The sequence below is a fragment of the Amycolatopsis roodepoortensis genome (assembly GCF_014873915.1).
GTDB classification, from domain to species: Bacteria; Actinomycetota; Actinomycetes; order Mycobacteriales; family Pseudonocardiaceae; genus Amycolatopsis; species Amycolatopsis roodepoortensis.
Genome location: NZ_JADBEJ010000001.1, coordinates 60,696 through 77,656, shown reverse-complemented (window position 1 = coordinate 77,656; position 16,961 = coordinate 60,696). Strand labels below are relative to the sequence as shown.

The window sequence follows — 16,961 nt, the reverse complement described above, 5'->3', positions numbered from 1 at the left end:
AGAGCAGGCCTACGCGGGCACCCCGTCGGCGGGGGTGTCGACCAGGGTGCCGATCCTCTCACCACTGACCGCGCGGGCGATGTTCCCCTCGGTGAGCAGATTGAACACGATGATCGGCATGTTGTTGTCCATGCACAGGCTGAACGCGGTGGCGTCGGCGACCTTGAGGTCCCGCTCCAGCACCTCGCGGTGACTGATCTCGTGGAACATCTCGGCGGTCGGGTCGCTCTTCGGGTCCGCGGTGTAGACGCCGTCGACGGCCTTCGCCATCAAGACGGCTTCGCAGCCGAGCTCGAGCGCGCGCTGCGCGGCGGCGGTGTCGGTCGAGAAGTACGGCATGCCGACCCCGGCGCCGAAGATGACGACGCGGCCCTTCTCCAGGTGACGCTCGGCGCGGCGCGGGATGTACGGCTCGGCGACCTGTCCCATGGTGATGGCGGTCTGCACGCGGGTCGGCAGGCCCTCCTTCTCCAGGAAGTCCTGCAACGCCAGGCAGTTCATCACGGTGCCGAGCATCGCCATGTAGTCCGCGCGGTCGCGGTCCATGCCGCGCTGCGACAGCTCCGCGCCGCGGAAGTAGTTGCCGCCGCCGATCACGACGGCGATCTGCACGCCCGTGCGCGCGACGTCGGCGATCTGCTGAGCGACCGAGTGCACCACATCCGGATCAACCCCGATGGAACCGCCGCCGAACATCTCGCCGCCCAGCTTCAGCAGCACCCGCCGGTATCCGCCTTCGACCCGGACACCCATGTCGCCCTCCCTAATGCTCCGAACCCGACTGTGCCCCGTCCCCGATGGACGGAGACGGGGCACAGTGGTGATTCTTGTGTTCCGCGCCTGGATCAGGCCTGGCCGACCTCGAACCGGGCGAACCGGCTCACGGACACGCCAGCCTCGTCGAGCAGGGCCTTGACGGTCTTCTTGTTGTCCTTGACCGACGGCTGCTCGAGCAGGACGTTGTCCTTGTAGTACGCGTTGACCTTGCCCTCGATGATCTTGGGCATGGCCTGCTCCGGCTTGCCCTCTTCGCGGGCGGTGGCCTCGGCGACGCGACGCTCGTTCTCGACGATCTCGGCCGGGACCTCTTCACGGGTCAGGTACTTGGCCTTGAGCGCGGCGACCTGCATGGCGGCGCCACGGGCGGCCTCCGCGGCCTCCTCGCCCTCACCGGTGTACTCGATCAGCACACCGACGGCGGGCGGGAGGTCCGCACCGCGACGGTGCAGGTACGTGGTGGTGGTGCCCTCGTAAGCGGCGACACGGCGAAGCTCGAGCTTCTCACCGATGCGGGCGGCCAGCTCCTGGACCTGCTCTTCGACGGTCTTGCCGTCGAGCGAGGCGGCTTTCAGCTTCTCGACGTCGCTGGTCTTCTCGGCCTTCGCGACCTCGACGATCTTCGCGGCGAGAGCCTGGAAGTCCTCGTTCTTCGCGACGAAGTCGGTCTCGGAGTCGAGCTCGATCAGCACGCCGCCGTCACCGGCGACGAGGCCCTCGGCGGTGGCGCGCTCGGCGCGCTTGCCGACGTCCTTGGCGCCCTTGATGCGCAGGAACTCGACGGCCTTGTCGAAGTCGCCGTCGTTCTCCTCCAGCGCCTTCTTGCAGTTCATCATGCCGGAGCCGGTGAGCTCCCGGAGACGCTTCACGTCTGCGGCGGTGTAGTTCGCCATCGTGGGTGTGTCCGTCCTTTTTCAGGTACGAGAAAGTCTTTTGGGGAAGTCACCCGTGGGGCCGCCTCCAGGCGGCCCCACGGGCAGGTGGATCAGGAGGAGGCGGTGGCCTGCTCGGCCGGAGCCTCGGTGGCGGCCTCGGTCGCGGCGGCGGCTTCCTTGGCGTCCGCGGCGGCGGTCTCGGAGCCGGCGAGCAGCTCCTTCTCCCACTCGGCCAGCGGCTCGTCCGTGGCGACGCCCGCCTCGGGCTTGGCGTCGGCGGAGGAACCGTTGCGGCTGGAGCGGGCCATCAGACCGGCGGCGGCGGCCTCGGCCACGACCTTGGTCAGCAGCGCGGCCGAACGGATGGCGTCGTCGTTACCCGGGATCGGGTAGTCGACCTCGTCCGGGTCGCAGTTGGTGTCCAGGATCGCGACGACCGGGATATTCAGCTTGCGAGCCTCGCCAACGGCGATGTGCTCCTTCTTCGTGTCGACGATCCACACGATGCTCGGCACCTTGGCCATGTCGCGGATACCGCCGAGGGTCTTCTCGAGCTTGTCCTTCTCACGGGTGAGCGTGAGGATTTCGCGCTTGGTCAGGCCGGCGAAGCCGCCGGTCTGCTCCTGCGACTCGAGCTCCTTCAGGCGGAGAAGACGCTTGTGCACCGTCTGGAAGTTGGTCAGCATGCCGCCGAGCCAGCGCTGGTTCACGTAGGGCATGCCCACGCGCGAGGCTTCGGCCGCGATGGCTTCCTGGGCCTGCTTCTTCGTGCCGACGAACATGATGGTGCCGCCGTGCGCGACGGTTTCCTTGATGAACTCGTACGCACGGTCGATGTAGGTCAGCGTCTGCTGCAGGTCGATGATGTAGATGCCGTTGCGCTCGGTGAAGATGTAGCGCTTCATCTTCGGGTTCCACCGACGGGTCTGGTGCCCGAAGTGCACGCCGCTGTCGAGCAGCTGCTTCATGGTGACGACGGCCATTGCCGGAATCAACCTCTTCTGTGTCGTGCGCGCCCGGCTCCGCCGGAACGCGCTTGCTCGGTTCGTCGCTCTCGGCCGGGTGGCCGATCGCCCTGGTGCCGATGCTCGGGCCCGGACCCCGGAGCGAAGTACTCCAGGGACCGCCGGACCGTGTGCCCCCACCTGTCCTGACCCTCCGTGAGGAGATCGGCCATCGGGAGCGCGCATGTGCACGCGAAGTCAGTCCGCTGCCGCGGACCGCGCAAAAGAGTCTACTCCCTGTCGCCACCGGGTACCGCACCGGCAGCCCCTGATGAGAGGGGTTGTCCACAACCACCTCGGTTATCCACAGATTCCACCGGCGCGCCCCGCCCGCCACGCCGTACCCCCAACCTGGAACACATGACACCGACGACCTCATCCCGCCCTGTCACCAGGCATTCCTTCGCGATCGACCGCACCGGCGGCAGGCACCGCCGCCCAGGGCCCGCCCGGCGCCTTCCCCGCCTGGCGATCCTCGCGACCGTGCTCGCGATTCTCACCTCCGCGGCGATGCCCGGGACGGCGCGAGGGGCGCCCACCCCGCAGGGGCGCCTCTCCTGGCCGCTTTCCCCGGTACCGAGCGTCACCAGGTACTTCGAGCCGCCCTCGACGCCGTACGGCCCCGGCCACCGGGGCGTCGACCTCGCCGCGCCCCCGGGCGCGAACGTGCTCGCGGCCGCCGAGGGAGTGGTGATGTTCGCCGGGCAGGTGGCGGGCCGCGGTGTGGTGTCGATCGATCACGACGGAGGGCTGCGCACCACCTACCAACCGCTCGCCCCGACGGTCACCGCGGGTGATCAGGTCCACCGGGGTCAGGTGCTCGGCACGCTCGCGGCGGGCCACCCGGGCTGCCCGGAGCCGGCGTGCCTGCACTTCGGCGTCCGGCGCGGCGAGGAGTACGTCGACCCGCTCACGTTGATCGGTGAACCGTCCGAGATCCGCCTCAAACCTTGGGAAGGAGACTGAGCAGGGGTTGCTGGAGTGGGCGCGGTACCCGCCGGTCCGTGGTCTGCTCGCGCCATGGCGCATGTGTTGCTTTTCGTGCCCCGGAGTCCTTCCGCGTACCTCGCTACTGCGGCACTTGGCGCGATTCCCGTGTCCAGGCACGGCACACGCGTGATTGGAGAACGAACACATCGAGCAGGCTCCGGACCGTGTGATCCGCCGGCGACACGCGTCACCCGATCGACAAGCGCTACATCCGGAGGAAACCCAGGTCGCCCGGCTCGACACACGTGCCGTCCGCCTGATCACACGTGCCGTCCGGCTGATCACACGTGCCGTCCGCCCAAACACACGAGTCGTCCAGGTGCCGACTGGCACTTGCGACTCACTCACGTGAGAAGGGGCCCGCGGGCCACGGCAAGGCCGCGACGCGGTGCCTTGCGTTCACAGAACGGGGACGGCGGCTAGGCCTGCTCGACCAGTTTGGCGCGCAACCGCATGACGGCACGGGTGTGCAGCTGGCTGACCCGCGACTCGGTGACGCCGAGGACCTTGCCGATCTCGGCGAGCGTCAGGCTTTCGAAGTAGTAGAGACCGACCACAATCCGGTCACGTTCGGTGAGCTGGGCGATCGCCTGCGCGAGCTGGCGGCGGTTGTCCTGGTCGACCAGGACGGCCACCGGGTCGACGGCGCCGTCGTCGGGCAGGGTGTCGACCAGTGAGCCGCTGTCCTTGCCCGCGGCGACCAGGTCTTCCAGGGCGATGACGCTGGTCAGCTGCATCTGGCCGTAGAACTCGCGCAGGTCGTCGACGCTGATTTCCAGCTCGGCCGCGAGTTCGGCGTCGGTCGGGGTGCGGTTGAGCCGGGCGCCGAGGCGTTCCAGGGCGCGCTCGGCTTCGCGGGCCTTGCTGCGCACCGCTCTGGGGACCCAGTCCTGTGAGCGCAGGTCGTCGAGGATCGCGCCCCGGATGCGCTGCATGGCGTAGGTCTCGAACCGCAGGCCCCTGGCGGGTTCGAACTTCTCGATCGCGTCGACCAGGCCGAAGATCCCGGACTGGATCAGGTCCCCGACGTCGACGTGGGTCGGCAGGCCGGTGCCGACCCGGCCGGCCACGTACTTGACGAGCGGGGCGTAGTGCAGCACGAGCCGGTCGCGCACGATCTGGTCCGGGGACTCGGTGAACTGCCGCCATAGCGCCTGGATCCCGGCGTCGACTTCGTAGCCGGTCCGCGCTTCGGGCGCGACGGCAGGACCGTCCCCGCCGGGGCGGTGTTTCCCGGCGGCTTCGGTGACATGTGGGTCGGCGGTCATCGGGCCGCCGTTCTCAGCATGCGACTCAGCGTGTTCTCCGTGCTCGTGCGGATGCGCGTGCGCCGCCGGTCCGGGCCGCCGGGTCACCTGCCGAGTCCTCCCCGGCATCATCGGGCCCGGGGGTGCGCGCGGTCGTGGATCGCCTTCAGCCGATCGACGGTCACATGAGTGTAGAGCTGCGTTGTGGCCAGCGTAGCGTGACCAAGCAGTTCCTGAACGCTCCGAAGATCAGCGCCGCCTTCGAGCAGATGGGTGGCCGCGGAATGCCTCAGGCCGTGCGGGCCCATGTCGTTCGCGCCCGGCACCGAACCGACGGCGTCGTGGACGACGCGGCGGGCCGCCCGCGGGTCGAGCCTGCCTCCCCGTGCCCCGAGGAAAAGTGCCGCTTCCCCCGATCCCTTGGTTTCGACGGCGAGCTTTCCCCTGCCCTCGTCCAGCCACGCCCGCAAGGCCGCTTCGGCGGGCACGCCGAACGGCACGACGCGTTCCTTGCCGCCTTTGCCCAGCACGAGCACGACCCGGCGGGAGAAATCGACGTCGCCCACATCCAGCCCGCACAGTTCCGAGACCCGCACGCCGGTCGCGTAGAGCAGTTCCACGATGGCACTGTCCCGCAATGCCACCGGGTCGCGCTGTTCGGCACCGGCGGCTGAGAAGCGCATGACGTCGCTGGCCTGTTCCGCGCGGAGGACCCCGGGAAGCTTGCGGTGCGCGCGCGGCGCCACCAGCCGCCCGCCCGGATCCGACGCGAGCGCCCCGCCTCGATGGGCCCACGCGGTGAAGGTGCGAGCCGCCGCGGCCCGCCTCGCCAGCGTGGTCCGGCTGGCCCCTTCCTCGCGTTGCCGGGCGAGCCAACCACGCAGCGTCCCGATGTCGAGGTCGGAGAACCGCCCGCCGTTCGCGTCCACGAAACCCATCAGCGACACCACGTCGCCGAGGTAGGCACGCACCGTATGCGCGGACAGCCCGCGTTCGAGGGAAAGGTGCCGCTCGTAGTCGTCGATCAGCTTCCGGACAGGCTCCGGCAGCGCGGCACGGGCGGCGCGCAGATCGGGTCTGCGGGCGCGTTTCCCCGTGCCGTGGGGACCTTCGGTCGACGGCATGCCGATCACGCTGCGCGATGTACGGCGGATGGTCAAGTATCGCCGCACCCTGTTGCGGTGTCCGTGGTCGGATCGTGCCGGGATGGCGTCTCAGGTGTAGGCCAGTCAGGTCTTGGCGGCGCGTCTTCGCCACCCTGTGTCACCTCTTTCCGCGAAGCCGTCGAGTTCGAGTGCCGGAAGCAACGAACGGACACGTTCGACCGGGATGCCCGACTCGGCGGCGATCCGTTCCACGGGCCTCGCCGACCGATCGGACAGGGCATCGTGTACTCGCAGCGCTTCCGGACCGAGCTGATCGGTGCGGCGGCGCGGTTTCGACGGATCCGCTCCCGGTGCCCCGAACCGTCCCGCCGTCTCCAGGATCTCGTCGACCGAGGTCACCAGCGTCGCCTCGCCTTCGCGGATCAGCGCGTGACAGCCGGCGGACATCCCCGAGGACACCGGCCCCGGCATGGCCATCACGACCTTGCCGAGCGCTCCGGCCGTCGCCGCGGTGTTCCGCGCGCCGCTGCGCCTGCCCGCCTCGACCACGACGGTCCCTTCCGTGAGCGCCGCGATGAGCCTGTTCCGGACGAGGAAGCGATGCCTCGCGGGGGTGGTGCCCGGCGGGTACTCGCTGACCACCGCGCCCGTCTCCGCGATGGAGCGCAACAGGGTCGCGTGCTGGGCCGGATAGCCGACGTCGACACCGCAACCGAGCAGGGCGACCGTCGTACCGTCCGCACTCAGCGCGCCGCGATGGGCCGCGCCGTCGATGCCGTACGCCGCCCCCGAGAACACCGGGATCCCCCGGCTCGCCAGGTGGTAGCCCACCTCGGCCGCGTTGTGCTCGCCGTACCCGGTCGCCGCGCGGGCACCGACGATCGCTATCGCCTGGTCCACGGCCTCGTCGAGCCTCGCGGGGCCGCGTACCCACAGCGCCAGCGGAGGTGCCACGCCGGACACGCCCCTGCTCTGGGCCACGGCCAGCGAAAGCAACGGCCAGGCCGGCCATTCGTCGTCTTCCGGGATGACGAGGCGGGCCTCGCCTGCCTCGGCCCGCTCCAGATCTCGCTCGGCATAGTCGTGCGCTCGCCGCGCGGCGGTCTCGTCGCGCACCTTCGGCGGGCACTCGGCGCTTCGCACTCGTTCCGCGGCGGCGACGGGGCCGATTTCACCGACGAAATCGGCCAAGGCGGGTGCCGGTGGCTCGGCCACGCGCAGGAGATACGACCGGGCGATGCGCTCGGTGTCGAGTTCACTCATCCGGATGACCGCTCTCGGAAGTTCAGGGCGGCCGCGACCTCGTCCGCCTCCGGCTTGTCGGCGCCCTGCAAATCGGCGAGCGTCCAGGCGATGCGAAGGCACCGGTCGGCGCCGCGCGCGGTGATCGCGCCTCGCTCCAACGCGCGGTCCAGCAACGCCGTGACCTGCGGCGGCAGTGCGAATTCACGGCGCAGTGCCGGGCCGGGCACCTCGGCGTTCGTGAGCCAGCCTTGCTCGGCCCAGCGTTTACCGGCTCGCTCGCGTGCCTCCAGCACCCGCTCCCGGACGGCAGCCGAGGCTTCGGGCGGCTCGCTCAGGTGCGCGCTGAGCGCGGAAAGCGGGCGCAGCCGAACCCGCAGATCCACCCGATCGAGTAATGGTCCGGAGAGTCGGCTCAAGTAGCGCCTCCGCACGGTCGCGGAGCACGTGCAGTCGGCGTCCTTCGCCGGAGCGCAGGGACAGGGATTGGTCGCCAGCACCAGTTGGAACCGTGCCGGATACCGCACGGCGCCCTTGACCCTGGCGATCCGCACTTCGCCTTCTTCGAGCACCGTGCGCAGCGACTCCAACCGTTCCGGGCCGAATTCGCACACCTCGTCGAGGAACAGGATCCCCCGGTGCGCCCGGCTGATCGCGCCGGGCACGGCGAGGCCGCTTCCTCCGCCGATCAGGGCGGGCACGCTGATCGAGTGATGCGGCGCGACGAACGGCGGCACGGTGACGAGCGGCGCGGACCGCGAAAGCGAACCATCGATCGAATGGATCGCTGTGACCTGCAACGACTCTTCGGCGGTCAGCCGCGGGAGGAGGCCGGGAAGGCGTTTGGCGAGCATCGTCTTGCCCACCCCGGGAGGCCCGGTCATGAGCAGGTGATGCCCGCCCGCCGCGGCCACCTCCAGTGCCCACCGCGCTTCCGGCTGTCCCACGACGTCGGCGAGGTCGGGCACCTGCGGCGGCTCTTGGACGACGGAAGGCTCGGGGCGGGTGAGCTCCCCTTCGCCCTTGAGCCAGTCCACGAATTCGCTCAGCCGGGCTACCCCGCCGACTTCCAAGCCGTCCACGAGAGCGGCTTCGAATAGCGACTCGGCGGGGACGACGGCTCTCCGATATCCGGCGTTACGCGCCGCCAGGAGCCCTGGCAGTACCCCGCGGACCGCCCGTACGCGGCCGTCCAGAGCCAGTTCGCCGAGCAGCACGGTGTTCAGCAGCTTCGTGGCGGGAACAGATCCGGTCGCGGCCATGATCGCCGCCGCGATCCCCAGGTCGTAACCGGATCCCACCTTCGGGAGGTTCGCCGGTGAGAGGCCGAGGATCACCCGCTCGTCCGGCCAGGTCCGCCCCGAATTGCGGACGGCGGACCGGACCCTGTCTTTCGCCTCTTTCAGCCCGGTGTCGGGCAGTCCGACCATCGTCACCTTCGGCGAGCCGCCGCCGATGTCGGCCTCGATCTCGATCATCCGGCCTTCGACGCCGAGCAACGCGACGGACCAGGCCCTCGCCAGCGCCATTCAGAACGCCGCCTTGATATGCCGCACCTTGGGCTTGGCGTCGGGCCTGGCGACGATCGCGATGATGTCGTAGCGGACGGGGCACCAGCGGAGCATGAACTGCCGCTGCCACTGGTACGCGAGGCGGCGGATGCGGTCCGCCTTGTCCGGGGTCACCGCCTCGGCGGGCGTGCCGAAACCCACCCCGGTCCTCGTCTTCACCTCGCAGAAGACGAGGCGTTTGGTGTCGGTCGCGATCAGATCCAGTTCGCCGTCACGGCAACGCCAATTACGGCTCAAGACGACATAGCCCGTCTTTTCCAGATGCCGGACCGCGAGCTCCTCGCCCCATCGGCCCAGTTCGATATGTGGTGTCCCGGCGGACGGCTGTTCGGCCGTGCTCGTCATCTCGATCCCCCTCAGCGATCGTCACGGTGCGTGTGGGATCGACGCTGCCAGGGTGAGGGGGCGGCGGACAGGGCTGATTCCGCCGCCTGTGGACAAGTGGGGTGTTGTGGATGGTTGGGCCGTCGCGGGAGCTCACCGGCCGGAATCGTCGGTGGGCTGTGCTATGCGGCCCGGAGATACGTGAAGGCCCCCTTCACGCACTGAAGGGGGCCTTCACATACTTTCCGAAGATCAGCCGGAGAACGGCCCGTCTTCCGGCAGCCGGAGATCCGGTTTGTCGAGTTCTTCGACGTTGACGTCCTTGAACGTGATGACCCGGACGTGCTTGACGAACCGCGCGGGCCGGTACATGTCCCAGACCCACGCGTCGGACATGCGGACCTCGAAGTACACCTCACCGCCGCCGTCGCGCACCTGCACGTCGACGGCGTTGGCCAGATAGAACCGCCGCTCGGTCTCCACCACGTACGAGAACTGGCCGACTATGTCGCGATACTCGCGGTAAAGCGAGAGCTCCATCTCGGTCTCGTACTTCTCGAGATCCTCTGCGCTCATGAAATCCGCGCCCCTCCTCGCGATTTTGCTGCTGTTCCAGCGGCGGAGCGTTCATTGTTACCCACGTACGGGCCGAGGGCACGTATCGGCACGCTCGGGTTTTCCAGTGCCGCGACGGTCAGGACCACCGGATGAGGTGGTGGGACGCGGTGCGCGGCCGCCGCGGTGGCCACGTTCGTGTACGACCAGCGATGGACCGGGCTCGGACCGTGGGTGTTCAGTGCCGCGCTGTGGTCGGTGGTGCTGTAGCCCTTGTGCACGTCGAAACCGTAGTGCGGGTGGACGTCGTGCAGGTCGCCCATGATCCGGTCCCGGGTGACCTTCGCCAGCACGGACGCCGCCGCCACGCACGCGACGGCCTTGTCCCCCTTGAGCACCGGGATGCTCGGGGCGGGCAGTCCGGACACGCGGAATCCGTCGGTCAGGACGTAGCCGGGCGTGGTCCGCAGCGCCGAGACGGCGCGCCGCATGCCTTCGAGGTTCATGACGTGGATACCGAACAGGTCGATCTCGGCCGCGGGAATGACGATGACCGAGTAGTCGACGGCACGCTGGACGACCCGGTCGTACACCCGGTCGCGAGCCTTGGCCGTGAGCACCTTCGAATCGGTGAGCTCGGGCAGGCGTGCGGCGTCACCCGGACGCAGGACGCAGGCGGCCACGACGAGCGGGCCGGCGCAAGCACCGCGCCCTGCCTCGTCGACTCCGGCGACGGGCCCGAGCCCTCGCCGGTCCAGCGCACCCTGCAACCCCCAGAAGAGGTCGCCACGCACCACTGCCCGCGGCGGCCGAAGCGGCTCGGCCGGTGTGAGCGGTACAGGAACTCTCAAGGCCTTACCGCCTCCGGTCGACCGCCTTGCGCACTCCAACCGACATCCGCCTGCCAAGGAAGAGCACGGGCCACGCCGCGGCGACACCGACGCCGAGGGGAAGCCCCTGCTGCCAGGCAGGCGCACCGAGCGCCACCGGCTGGGCGTTCGCCTGCGGGTTGTGGTCCGAAACGCCACCCCAGCGGCCGGGCGGGAGCACGATGACCCGCGCCTTGCCGATGATGTTCTCGACCGGGATCGCGCCGTTGACCCCGCCGCCGCCCTGGCGCCGTGAGTCGCTCGAGTTGTTGCGGTTGTCGCCCATCACCCAGACGTAACCGGCAGGCACCTTGACCGGTGCGAACGTGTCCTGGACGGGCTTGCCGCTCTCGTCCACCTGCGAACCCGGTTCCCAGTGGATGTACGGCTCGTCGAGCGCCTTGCCGTCCACGATCACGCGGTTCTGCGGATCACAGCACTGCACCGTCTGCCCGGAGGTCGCGATGATCCGCTTGACGAAGTCACGCTCGTCCGGCGGCGCGAACCCGATCAGGGAACCCAGCGTGCGGAATCCGGTGACGAAGATGTTGCTGGACTCCGGCGTGTCGATCTCGCCGACCCAGGCGGGCGGTCCCTTGAAGACCACCACGTCGCCCGGGCCGGGATCGGTGAAGTCGTACGTGATCCGGTCGACCAGGATCCGGTCGCCCGTGCATCCCGCGCAGCCGTGCAACGTGGTCTCCATCGACCCCGAGGGGATCATGTAGACCTTGGCGAGGAACTGCTGGATCAAGATCGTCAGCACGAGTGCCACGACGATCAGGATCGGCAGTTCCTTCCAGAACGACCGCTTCTTGTTGACCTTGCCGAATTTCTTGGAGCCGGACCGGCCCCGCCGGGAGGCCCTGGTAGGGCGCTCCTCTTCGGGGCGATCGGGCTCGTCTTCGGAGGTGTTCTGGGACACGGGTTCGACCACGACGCCAGGTTACCGGTAACCGTGCGGCTACCTACTTGGCGGAGGTCGTCTCGCGGTTTTCGCGGCGTTCCTTGATCTTGGCGGCCTTGCCGCGCAGCTCGCGGAGGTAGTACAGCTTCGCCCGGCGGACGTCACCGCGCTTGAAGACCTCGACCTCGGCGATGTTCGGCGAGTGCACCGGGAAGGTGCGCTCCACGCCGATGCCGAACGACACCTTGCGGACCGTGAAGGTCTCGCGGATGCCGCCGCCCTGGCGACGCAGCACGACGCCCTGGAAGATCTGGTTGCGCTCGCGGTTGCCCTCGATGACGCGGACGTGAACCTTGAGCGTGTCGCCCGGTCGGAAGTCCGGGATGTCGGAACGCAGTGACTGCGCGTCCAGCGCGTCCAGGGTGTTCATCGGTGGTCCGTCCTCGTCTTCGTATGGCTTACGTGCAGCTTGGGCGCGCAGTGTCGGGCACTGCGACCTACCCGGGGGCTGATGGCGTTCCGGCGGACCTCGCGGCCTTGATTCGTGCTGACAGCACCAATCAAGTTTCGCGCGTCCACTCACGCCAACCTGTCAAGTATTGCAGACCAGGTCTCAGGCGTTCGACCCGGCCTGGCCGGTGTCCTCGTGCAACCGCTCGAGGACACCGAGATCGTGCTTGTCGAGACTACCTTCCGGCAGCTGCCCGATCAGTTCGGGCCTGCGCCGCACGGTGCGTTCCAGCGCCTGGTCGCGGCGCCAGCGGTCGATCAGCGCGTGGTTTCCCGAGCGCAGGACGTCCGGGACGGCCAGGTCGCGCCAGACCTCCGGCCGGGTGTAGCTGGGGCCTTCGAGGAGCCCGTCGGAGAACGAGTCCTCTTCGGCGGAGCGTGCGTTGCCGAGGACGCCGGGCAGCAGCCGGACGACGGCCTCGACCATCACCAGCACCGCGGCCTCGCCGCCGACCAGCACGTAGTCGCCGATGGAGACCTCGTCGACGGGCATCCGCCGCGCGGCGTCGTCGATCACCCGCTGGTCGATGCCCTCGTAGCGGCCGCACGCGAACACCAGGTGCTCCTCGGCGGCGTACTGGTGGGCCATGGCCTGGGTGAACGGCCTTCCGGCGGGGGTCGGGACCACGAGGCGGGTGTTCTCGCCGCAGACGTCGTCCAGGGCGGGACCCCAGATCTGCGGTTTCATCACCATGCCTGGCCCGCCGCCGTACGGCGCGTCGTCGACGGCGCGGTGGACGTCGTGCGTCCAGTCCCGCAGGTCGTGCACGCCGACCTCGATGAGGCCGCGGTCGATCGCGCGCCCGAGCAGCGCGGCGCGGAGCGGGTCGAGGTATTCGGGGAAGATCGTGACGACGTCGAGGCGCATCAGGCGTCCAGCAGGCCTTCCGGCGGGTCGAGGACCACGCGGCCGCCCGGGACGTCGACCGCCGGGACGATCGCCTTCACGAACGGCACCAGCACCTCGCGTCCGTCGTGTTCGATCGACAGCAGCTCGCCGGCGGGCGAGTGCACGATTTCGAGCACCTTGCCGACGACCGTGCCGTCGGCGAGTTCGGCCCGCAGGCCTTCGAGTTCGTGGTCGTAGAACTCGTCGGGGTCTTCGGTCGGCGGCAGCGTCGAGGTGTCGGCGATGAGCAGCGCGCCGCGGAGGGTCTCCGCGACGTCCCTGGTCAGCACCTCTTCGAAACGCACCAGCAGCCGCCCGCTGTGTTCGCGGGCGGCTGCGATGGTGAGGTCTCTGCTGCTGCCGTCACGCAGCTTCGTCGTGACGGCCGAACCGACCGCGAACCGCTGTTCCGGCGAGTCCGTGCGCACGTCCACCGCGAGTTCCCCGCGGATTCCGTGCGCCTTGGCGATCCGGCCGACTACGACGTCCATCCCGTTCTGTCCTTGGTCAGCGATCGGTGTCGACGACGTCCACGCGGACGCCGCGGCCACCGATGCCGCCCATGACGGTGCGCAGGGCGGTCGCCGTGCGGCCACCCCGGCCGATCACCTTGCCGAGATCGTCGGGGTGCACGTGCACCTCGAGCGTGCGGCCACGACGCGTGGTCAGCAGCTCGACCCGGACCTCGTCCGGGTTGTCGACGATCCCGCGCACCAGGTGCTCGAGGGAGTCAGCGAGGAAGCTCACGCCTCGGCCTTGTCACCCTCGGCGGCCTCGGCCTTGTCGGCTTCGGCCTTCTTCGGAGCGGACTTCTTCTTCGGCGTGGTGGCCTCGGCGGAGGCCGAGTCACCGGCGGCGGCGAGCGCGGCGTTGAACAGGTCCTGCTTCGACGGCTTCGGCTCGGCGACCTTCAGGGTGCCCTCGGCGCCGGGCAGGCCCTTGAACTTCTGCCAGTCACCGGTGATCTCGAGGATGCGCTGGACCGGCTCGGTCGGCTGGGCGCCGACGGACAGCCAGTGCTGGGCCCGCTCGGTGTCGACCTCGATGAAGCTCGGCTCTTCCTTGGGGTGGTACTTGCCGATCGTCTCGATGGCCTTGCCATCACGGCGGGTGCGCGCGTCGGCGACGATGATGCGGTAGTACGGCGCACGGATCTTGCCGAGACGCTGCAGCTTGATCTTGACGGCCACGGGTGTGGGTACTCCTCAGTTCTCTCTGATGCATGTGGAAGGCGCACGCCAGCCGAGTGGGGACACGGCTGCGCACACCCGAAGGGTGAGCTCGGGCGCGGTGAGAGGGTCCGGCCAAAGCAGGCAAGCGTACATTCTGCCAGACGCCGATCGGCCGTCAGAACGCGGCTATCCCGAGCGAGGCCAGCAGGATCGTCACGGCCGGGAGGAAATTGTTCACCTGATGGGCGACCACGCTGCCGAGCAGCCGTCCGGTGAACACCCTGGCCAGCCCGATCGGGATCGCGATCACCAGCAGCAACGTGGTGCGCAGCGGTTCGAGGTGGCTCGCCGCGAAAACGGCCGTGGAGACCAGGAACGCCGCGATCCTCCCCCAGCGTTCGGTGCGCCACGTCAGTCGTTCCACCGCGCCCCACAGGAGCCCGCGGTAGATGATCTCCTCGCAGATCGGCCCGACCAGCCACAGGTAGATGAACATGACGATGGCCGCCGAGACCGACATCCGCCGGTCCTCGACGAGCGCGCTGATCGCCGACGTCGCGTTCTCGTTGCCAACGACCTGTGTCCAGGCCCACGCGGCGAGCGAGGTGAACCCGAGTCCGAGCACGCCGAGTTTGAGGCCGACCTTGACGTCGGCCCAGCTCCAGCCGATCCGCAGGTCGATGACCGGGCCGTTGCCGCGCAGGCGGGTGATCAGCAGCGCGACCCCGGCGGCGATCATCGTCGGCACCATGGTGCCCAGCAGCACCATGCGCATCGGCAGGGGCTGGCCGGGCTGGACGTCGCCGAGCAGGACGCTGATGAACGCCGCCGACGCCAGCAGGACGGCTTCCACCAGGAGGAAGGCCCCGAATCCCCAGCGATGCGGCGGTGGCGTGCCGGGCGCGGCCACCTCACCTCCGGCGATGACTTCTTCGGTCAGCTCATCCGGCGGCGCGGCCTCGGGGATCGGCTCCCTGGGCTGAGATACGGTCACGCCGATCCCTCCGGTGATCGTTCGGTTACTCAAAGACTCTAGCCGCCTGGACCGGCGATCACCTCGCCGCGAAGAGCAATACAGCCGGTGGGAGGTTGTTGGCCGCGTGCGCGATCACGGACGCGCTCACCCGGCCGGAGAGATAACGGGCGAGACCGATGGCGATGCCCTGGCCGAACAACGCGATCGTGCGCGCGGCCTCGCCGTGCAACTGGGCGAACACGAGCGCGGTGACCAGCAGGATCACCCACGAGGGCAGGCGATGGAAGCCCATGGCGTTCCACAGCGTGCCGCGGAAGAGCAGTTCTTCGGTGACCGGGGCGGCGAGGACGACGATGACCGCGGCCAGCACCAGCCAGATCGTGTCGCCCTCGGTGGTGCCCGAAAGCTCGGTGATCGGGCCGGGTGAGACGTCGGAGAAGGTCCGGTCGTCGCTGTCGGTCCCGTAGACGGCGAGCAGGAGCAGGTTGAGGAGGTAGCCGGCGGCGAGCGCGGCGGCCCCGCAGGCGAGCCCGATCCGGACGTCGCGCCAGGTGGGTTTGAGGCCGAAGTCCGTGCGAAGCCCTTGGCCCCAGACGCGAGAGCCGACCGCCGGACCGAGTCCGAGCACGAGGGTGGGCAGGAACGCGAGGATCAGCAGCGGGCCGACGTCACGGAGTTCGAGCGGGTCGTAGCCGCCGAAGCGGCCTGACATCAGGAAGCTCATGACGAGCGTGACGAGGTGGTATCCGGCGATGCCCGCGAAGAACGCTACGAAGCCCCAGTGCGCTCCGAGCACCAAACGCTCGCGAGCCTGCCCGTCGTCCACCACGCCTCCACGCTAAGTGCCGCTCCGGTCACTGATGGAGTCGGGTCAGGCGTAGATCTTGCCACGCAGGACGATGTGGCTCGGATGCCGCAGCACCGCGAGATCCTCACGCGGGTCGGACGGGTAAACGAGCAGGTCAGCCGAAGCGCCGTCGACGATTCCCGGCACGCCCAGCCATTCGCGCGCCGCCCATGAAGCCGACGCCAGCGCCTGCTCCGCGGACATGCCCGCCTTGTGCAGCGCCTCGATCTCGTCGACGAGCCTGCCGTGCTCGACCATGCCGCCCGCGTCGCTTCCCGCGTACACCCGCACACCCGCCTCGATCGCAGTCGAGACCATCTCCCCCACGCCGGCGTGCAACGCCCGCATGTGGTCGGCGTACACCGGGTACTTGCCCGCCTTGTCCGCGATACCGGGGAAGTTCTCGATGTTGATCAGCGTCGGCACGAGCGCGATCCCGCGTTCGGCGAGGACGCCGAGCTGGTCCGCCGAAAGCTCGGTGCCGTGTTCGAGGCAGTCGATCCCCGCGTCGATCAGGCCGGGCAACGCGGCCTGGCCGAACACGTGCGCCGTCACCTTGGCGCCCTCGGAGTGCGCGACGGCGATGGCCTCTGCGAGCACGTCGTCGGGCCAGAGCGGCGCGAGATCGCCGACGCCCCGGTCGATCCAGTCGCCGACGAGTTTGACCCAGCCGTCGCCGTCACGCGCTTGCTCGGCGACCGCCTTCGGCAGCTCGGCGGGGTCTTCGAGTTCGATGCCGAGGCCGGGGATGTAGCGCTTGTGCAGGGCGATATGCCGTCCGGCGCGGATGATCCGCGGCAGATCGGCCCGCTCCTGCAGCGGCCGGACGTCGATCGGCAGACCGCAGTCACGGATCAGCAGCGTCCCGGCGTCGCGATCGGTGATCGCCTGCTCGGTCGCCTCTTCCAGGGTGGTCGCGCCGCCGACGCCGATGCCGGGGTGGCAGTGCGCGTCGACCAGCCCCGGGACCAGAAAGCCTTCCCGGACCACGGTTTCCGCTCCGGCGACCGGTTCGGTGGTGATCCGGCCGCCGGTCACCCACAGCTCGCGGTGCTCGCCGTCCGGCAGGACGACGCCGGCCAGGTGCAGCGCCTCCACGG

The 16,961-nt window shown here is 69.3% G+C and carries 20 protein-coding genes; 1 reads left to right on the top strand and 19 read right to left on the bottom strand.

Annotated features, from left to right (window positions below):
- Positions 1–9: 9 nt before the first annotated feature.
- The 3 genes from pyrH to rpsB all read right to left on the bottom strand — a co-directional run bounded on the left by pyrH (position 10) and on the right by rpsB (position 2,635).
- The gene (gene pyrH, locus H4W30_RS00395) at positions 10–753 is read right to left on the bottom strand and encodes a UMP kinase (RefSeq protein ID WP_005154669.1); all 744 of its coding nucleotides are present in this window, start codon (positions 751–753) and stop codon (positions 10–12) included.
- A 92-nt stretch (positions 754–845) separates the two neighbouring features.
- Positions 846–1,670, bottom strand: coding sequence for a translation elongation factor Ts (tsf, locus tag H4W30_RS00390; protein WP_192740956.1), 825 nt, complete (start codon positions 1,668–1,670; stop codon positions 846–848).
- 92 nt (positions 1,671–1,762) lie between these two features.
- Positions 1,763–2,635: a 30S ribosomal protein S2 gene (gene rpsB / locus H4W30_RS00385; protein ID WP_034310929.1), complete on the bottom strand. Its 873-nt coding sequence runs from the start codon at positions 2,633–2,635 to the stop codon at positions 1,763–1,765.
- 381 nt (positions 2,636–3,016) lie between these two features.
- Between rpsB and H4W30_RS00380 the strand changes: the two genes are divergently transcribed.
- Complete coding sequence (locus H4W30_RS00380) at positions 3,017–3,622, top strand: murein hydrolase activator EnvC family protein (protein ID WP_192740955.1); 606 nt, start codon at positions 3,017–3,019, stop codon at positions 3,620–3,622.
- Between the two features lie 443 nt (positions 3,623–4,065).
- On the opposite strand, the gene H4W30_RS00375 is transcribed toward H4W30_RS00380, so the two are convergent.
- The 16 genes from H4W30_RS00375 to H4W30_RS00300 form a co-directional block, all read right to left on the bottom strand.
- Positions 4,066–4,914, bottom strand: coding sequence for a FliA/WhiG family RNA polymerase sigma factor (locus H4W30_RS00375; protein ID WP_225948702.1), 849 nt, complete (start codon positions 4,912–4,914; stop codon positions 4,066–4,068).
- Positions 4,915–5,021: 107 nt separating this feature from the next.
- Entirely contained in the window at positions 5,022–6,017 is a 996-nt protein-coding gene (locus H4W30_RS00370) for a tyrosine recombinase XerC (RefSeq protein ID WP_192740953.1), read from the bottom strand.
- Between the two features lie 105 nt (positions 6,018–6,122).
- The gene (gene dprA, locus H4W30_RS00365) at positions 6,123–7,262 is read right to left on the bottom strand and encodes a DNA-processing protein DprA (protein ID WP_192740952.1); all 1,140 of its coding nucleotides are present in this window, start codon (positions 7,260–7,262) and stop codon (positions 6,123–6,125) included.
- On the bottom strand, positions 7,259–8,770 hold the full coding sequence (locus tag H4W30_RS00360) for a YifB family Mg chelatase-like AAA ATPase (RefSeq protein WP_192740951.1): 1,512 nt from the start codon (positions 8,768–8,770) through the stop codon (positions 7,259–7,261). Before H4W30_RS00360 ends, dprA begins: the two co-directional genes overlap by 4 nt.
- On the bottom strand, positions 8,771–9,157 hold the full coding sequence (locus tag H4W30_RS00355; protein WP_126733412.1) for a YraN family protein: 387 nt from the start codon (positions 9,155–9,157) through the stop codon (positions 8,771–8,773).
- Between the two features lie 231 nt (positions 9,158–9,388).
- Entirely contained in the window at positions 9,389–9,712 is a 324-nt protein-coding gene (locus H4W30_RS00350; RefSeq protein WP_003096226.1) for a DUF2469 domain-containing protein, read from the bottom strand.
- Positions 9,709–10,488: a ribonuclease HII gene (locus H4W30_RS00345; protein WP_192742363.1), complete on the bottom strand. Its 780-nt coding sequence runs from the start codon at positions 10,486–10,488 to the stop codon at positions 9,709–9,711. The genes H4W30_RS00350 and H4W30_RS00345 overlap by 4 nt, the downstream gene beginning before the upstream one ends.
- 58 nt (positions 10,489–10,546) lie before the next feature.
- Entirely contained in the window at positions 10,547–11,497 is a 951-nt protein-coding gene (gene lepB, locus H4W30_RS00340) for a signal peptidase I (RefSeq protein ID WP_192740950.1), read from the bottom strand.
- A gap of 31 nt (positions 11,498–11,528) precedes the next feature.
- The gene (gene rplS / locus H4W30_RS00335) at positions 11,529–11,897 is read right to left on the bottom strand and encodes a 50S ribosomal protein L19 (RefSeq protein WP_005154717.1); all 369 of its coding nucleotides are present in this window, start codon (positions 11,895–11,897) and stop codon (positions 11,529–11,531) included.
- A gap of 183 nt (positions 11,898–12,080) precedes the next feature.
- Entirely contained in the window at positions 12,081–12,845 is a 765-nt protein-coding gene (gene trmD, locus H4W30_RS00330) for a tRNA (guanosine(37)-N1)-methyltransferase TrmD (protein WP_192740949.1), read from the bottom strand.
- Positions 12,845–13,357: a ribosome maturation factor RimM gene (gene rimM / locus H4W30_RS00325; RefSeq protein ID WP_126733415.1), complete on the bottom strand. Its 513-nt coding sequence runs from the start codon at positions 13,355–13,357 to the stop codon at positions 12,845–12,847. Before rimM ends, trmD begins: the two co-directional genes overlap by 1 nt.
- A gap of 16 nt (positions 13,358–13,373) precedes the next feature.
- Positions 13,374–13,613: an RNA-binding protein gene (locus H4W30_RS00320; protein WP_003103110.1), complete on the bottom strand. Its 240-nt coding sequence runs from the start codon at positions 13,611–13,613 to the stop codon at positions 13,374–13,376.
- Positions 13,610–14,056, bottom strand: a complete 447-nt coding sequence (rpsP, locus tag H4W30_RS00315) for a 30S ribosomal protein S16 (RefSeq protein WP_005154724.1) — start codon at positions 14,054–14,056, stop codon at positions 13,610–13,612. The genes H4W30_RS00320 and rpsP overlap by 4 nt, the downstream gene beginning before the upstream one ends.
- A 157-nt stretch (positions 14,057–14,213) precedes the next feature.
- Positions 14,214–15,032 carry a CPBP family intramembrane glutamic endopeptidase gene (locus H4W30_RS00310; protein WP_192740948.1) on the bottom strand — a complete coding sequence of 273 codons (819 nt, stop codon included), beginning with the start codon at positions 15,030–15,032 and terminating at the stop codon, positions 14,214–14,216.
- A gap of 58 nt (positions 15,033–15,090) precedes the next feature.
- On the bottom strand, positions 15,091–15,840 hold the full coding sequence (locus H4W30_RS00305; RefSeq protein ID WP_083715735.1) for a CPBP family intramembrane glutamic endopeptidase: 750 nt from the start codon (positions 15,838–15,840) through the stop codon (positions 15,091–15,093).
- A gap of 45 nt (positions 15,841–15,885) precedes the next feature.
- Entirely contained in the window at positions 15,886–16,959 is a 1,074-nt protein-coding gene (locus H4W30_RS00300; protein ID WP_192740947.1) for an amidohydrolase family protein, read from the bottom strand.
- Between the last annotated feature and the right edge of the window lie 2 nt (positions 16,960–16,961).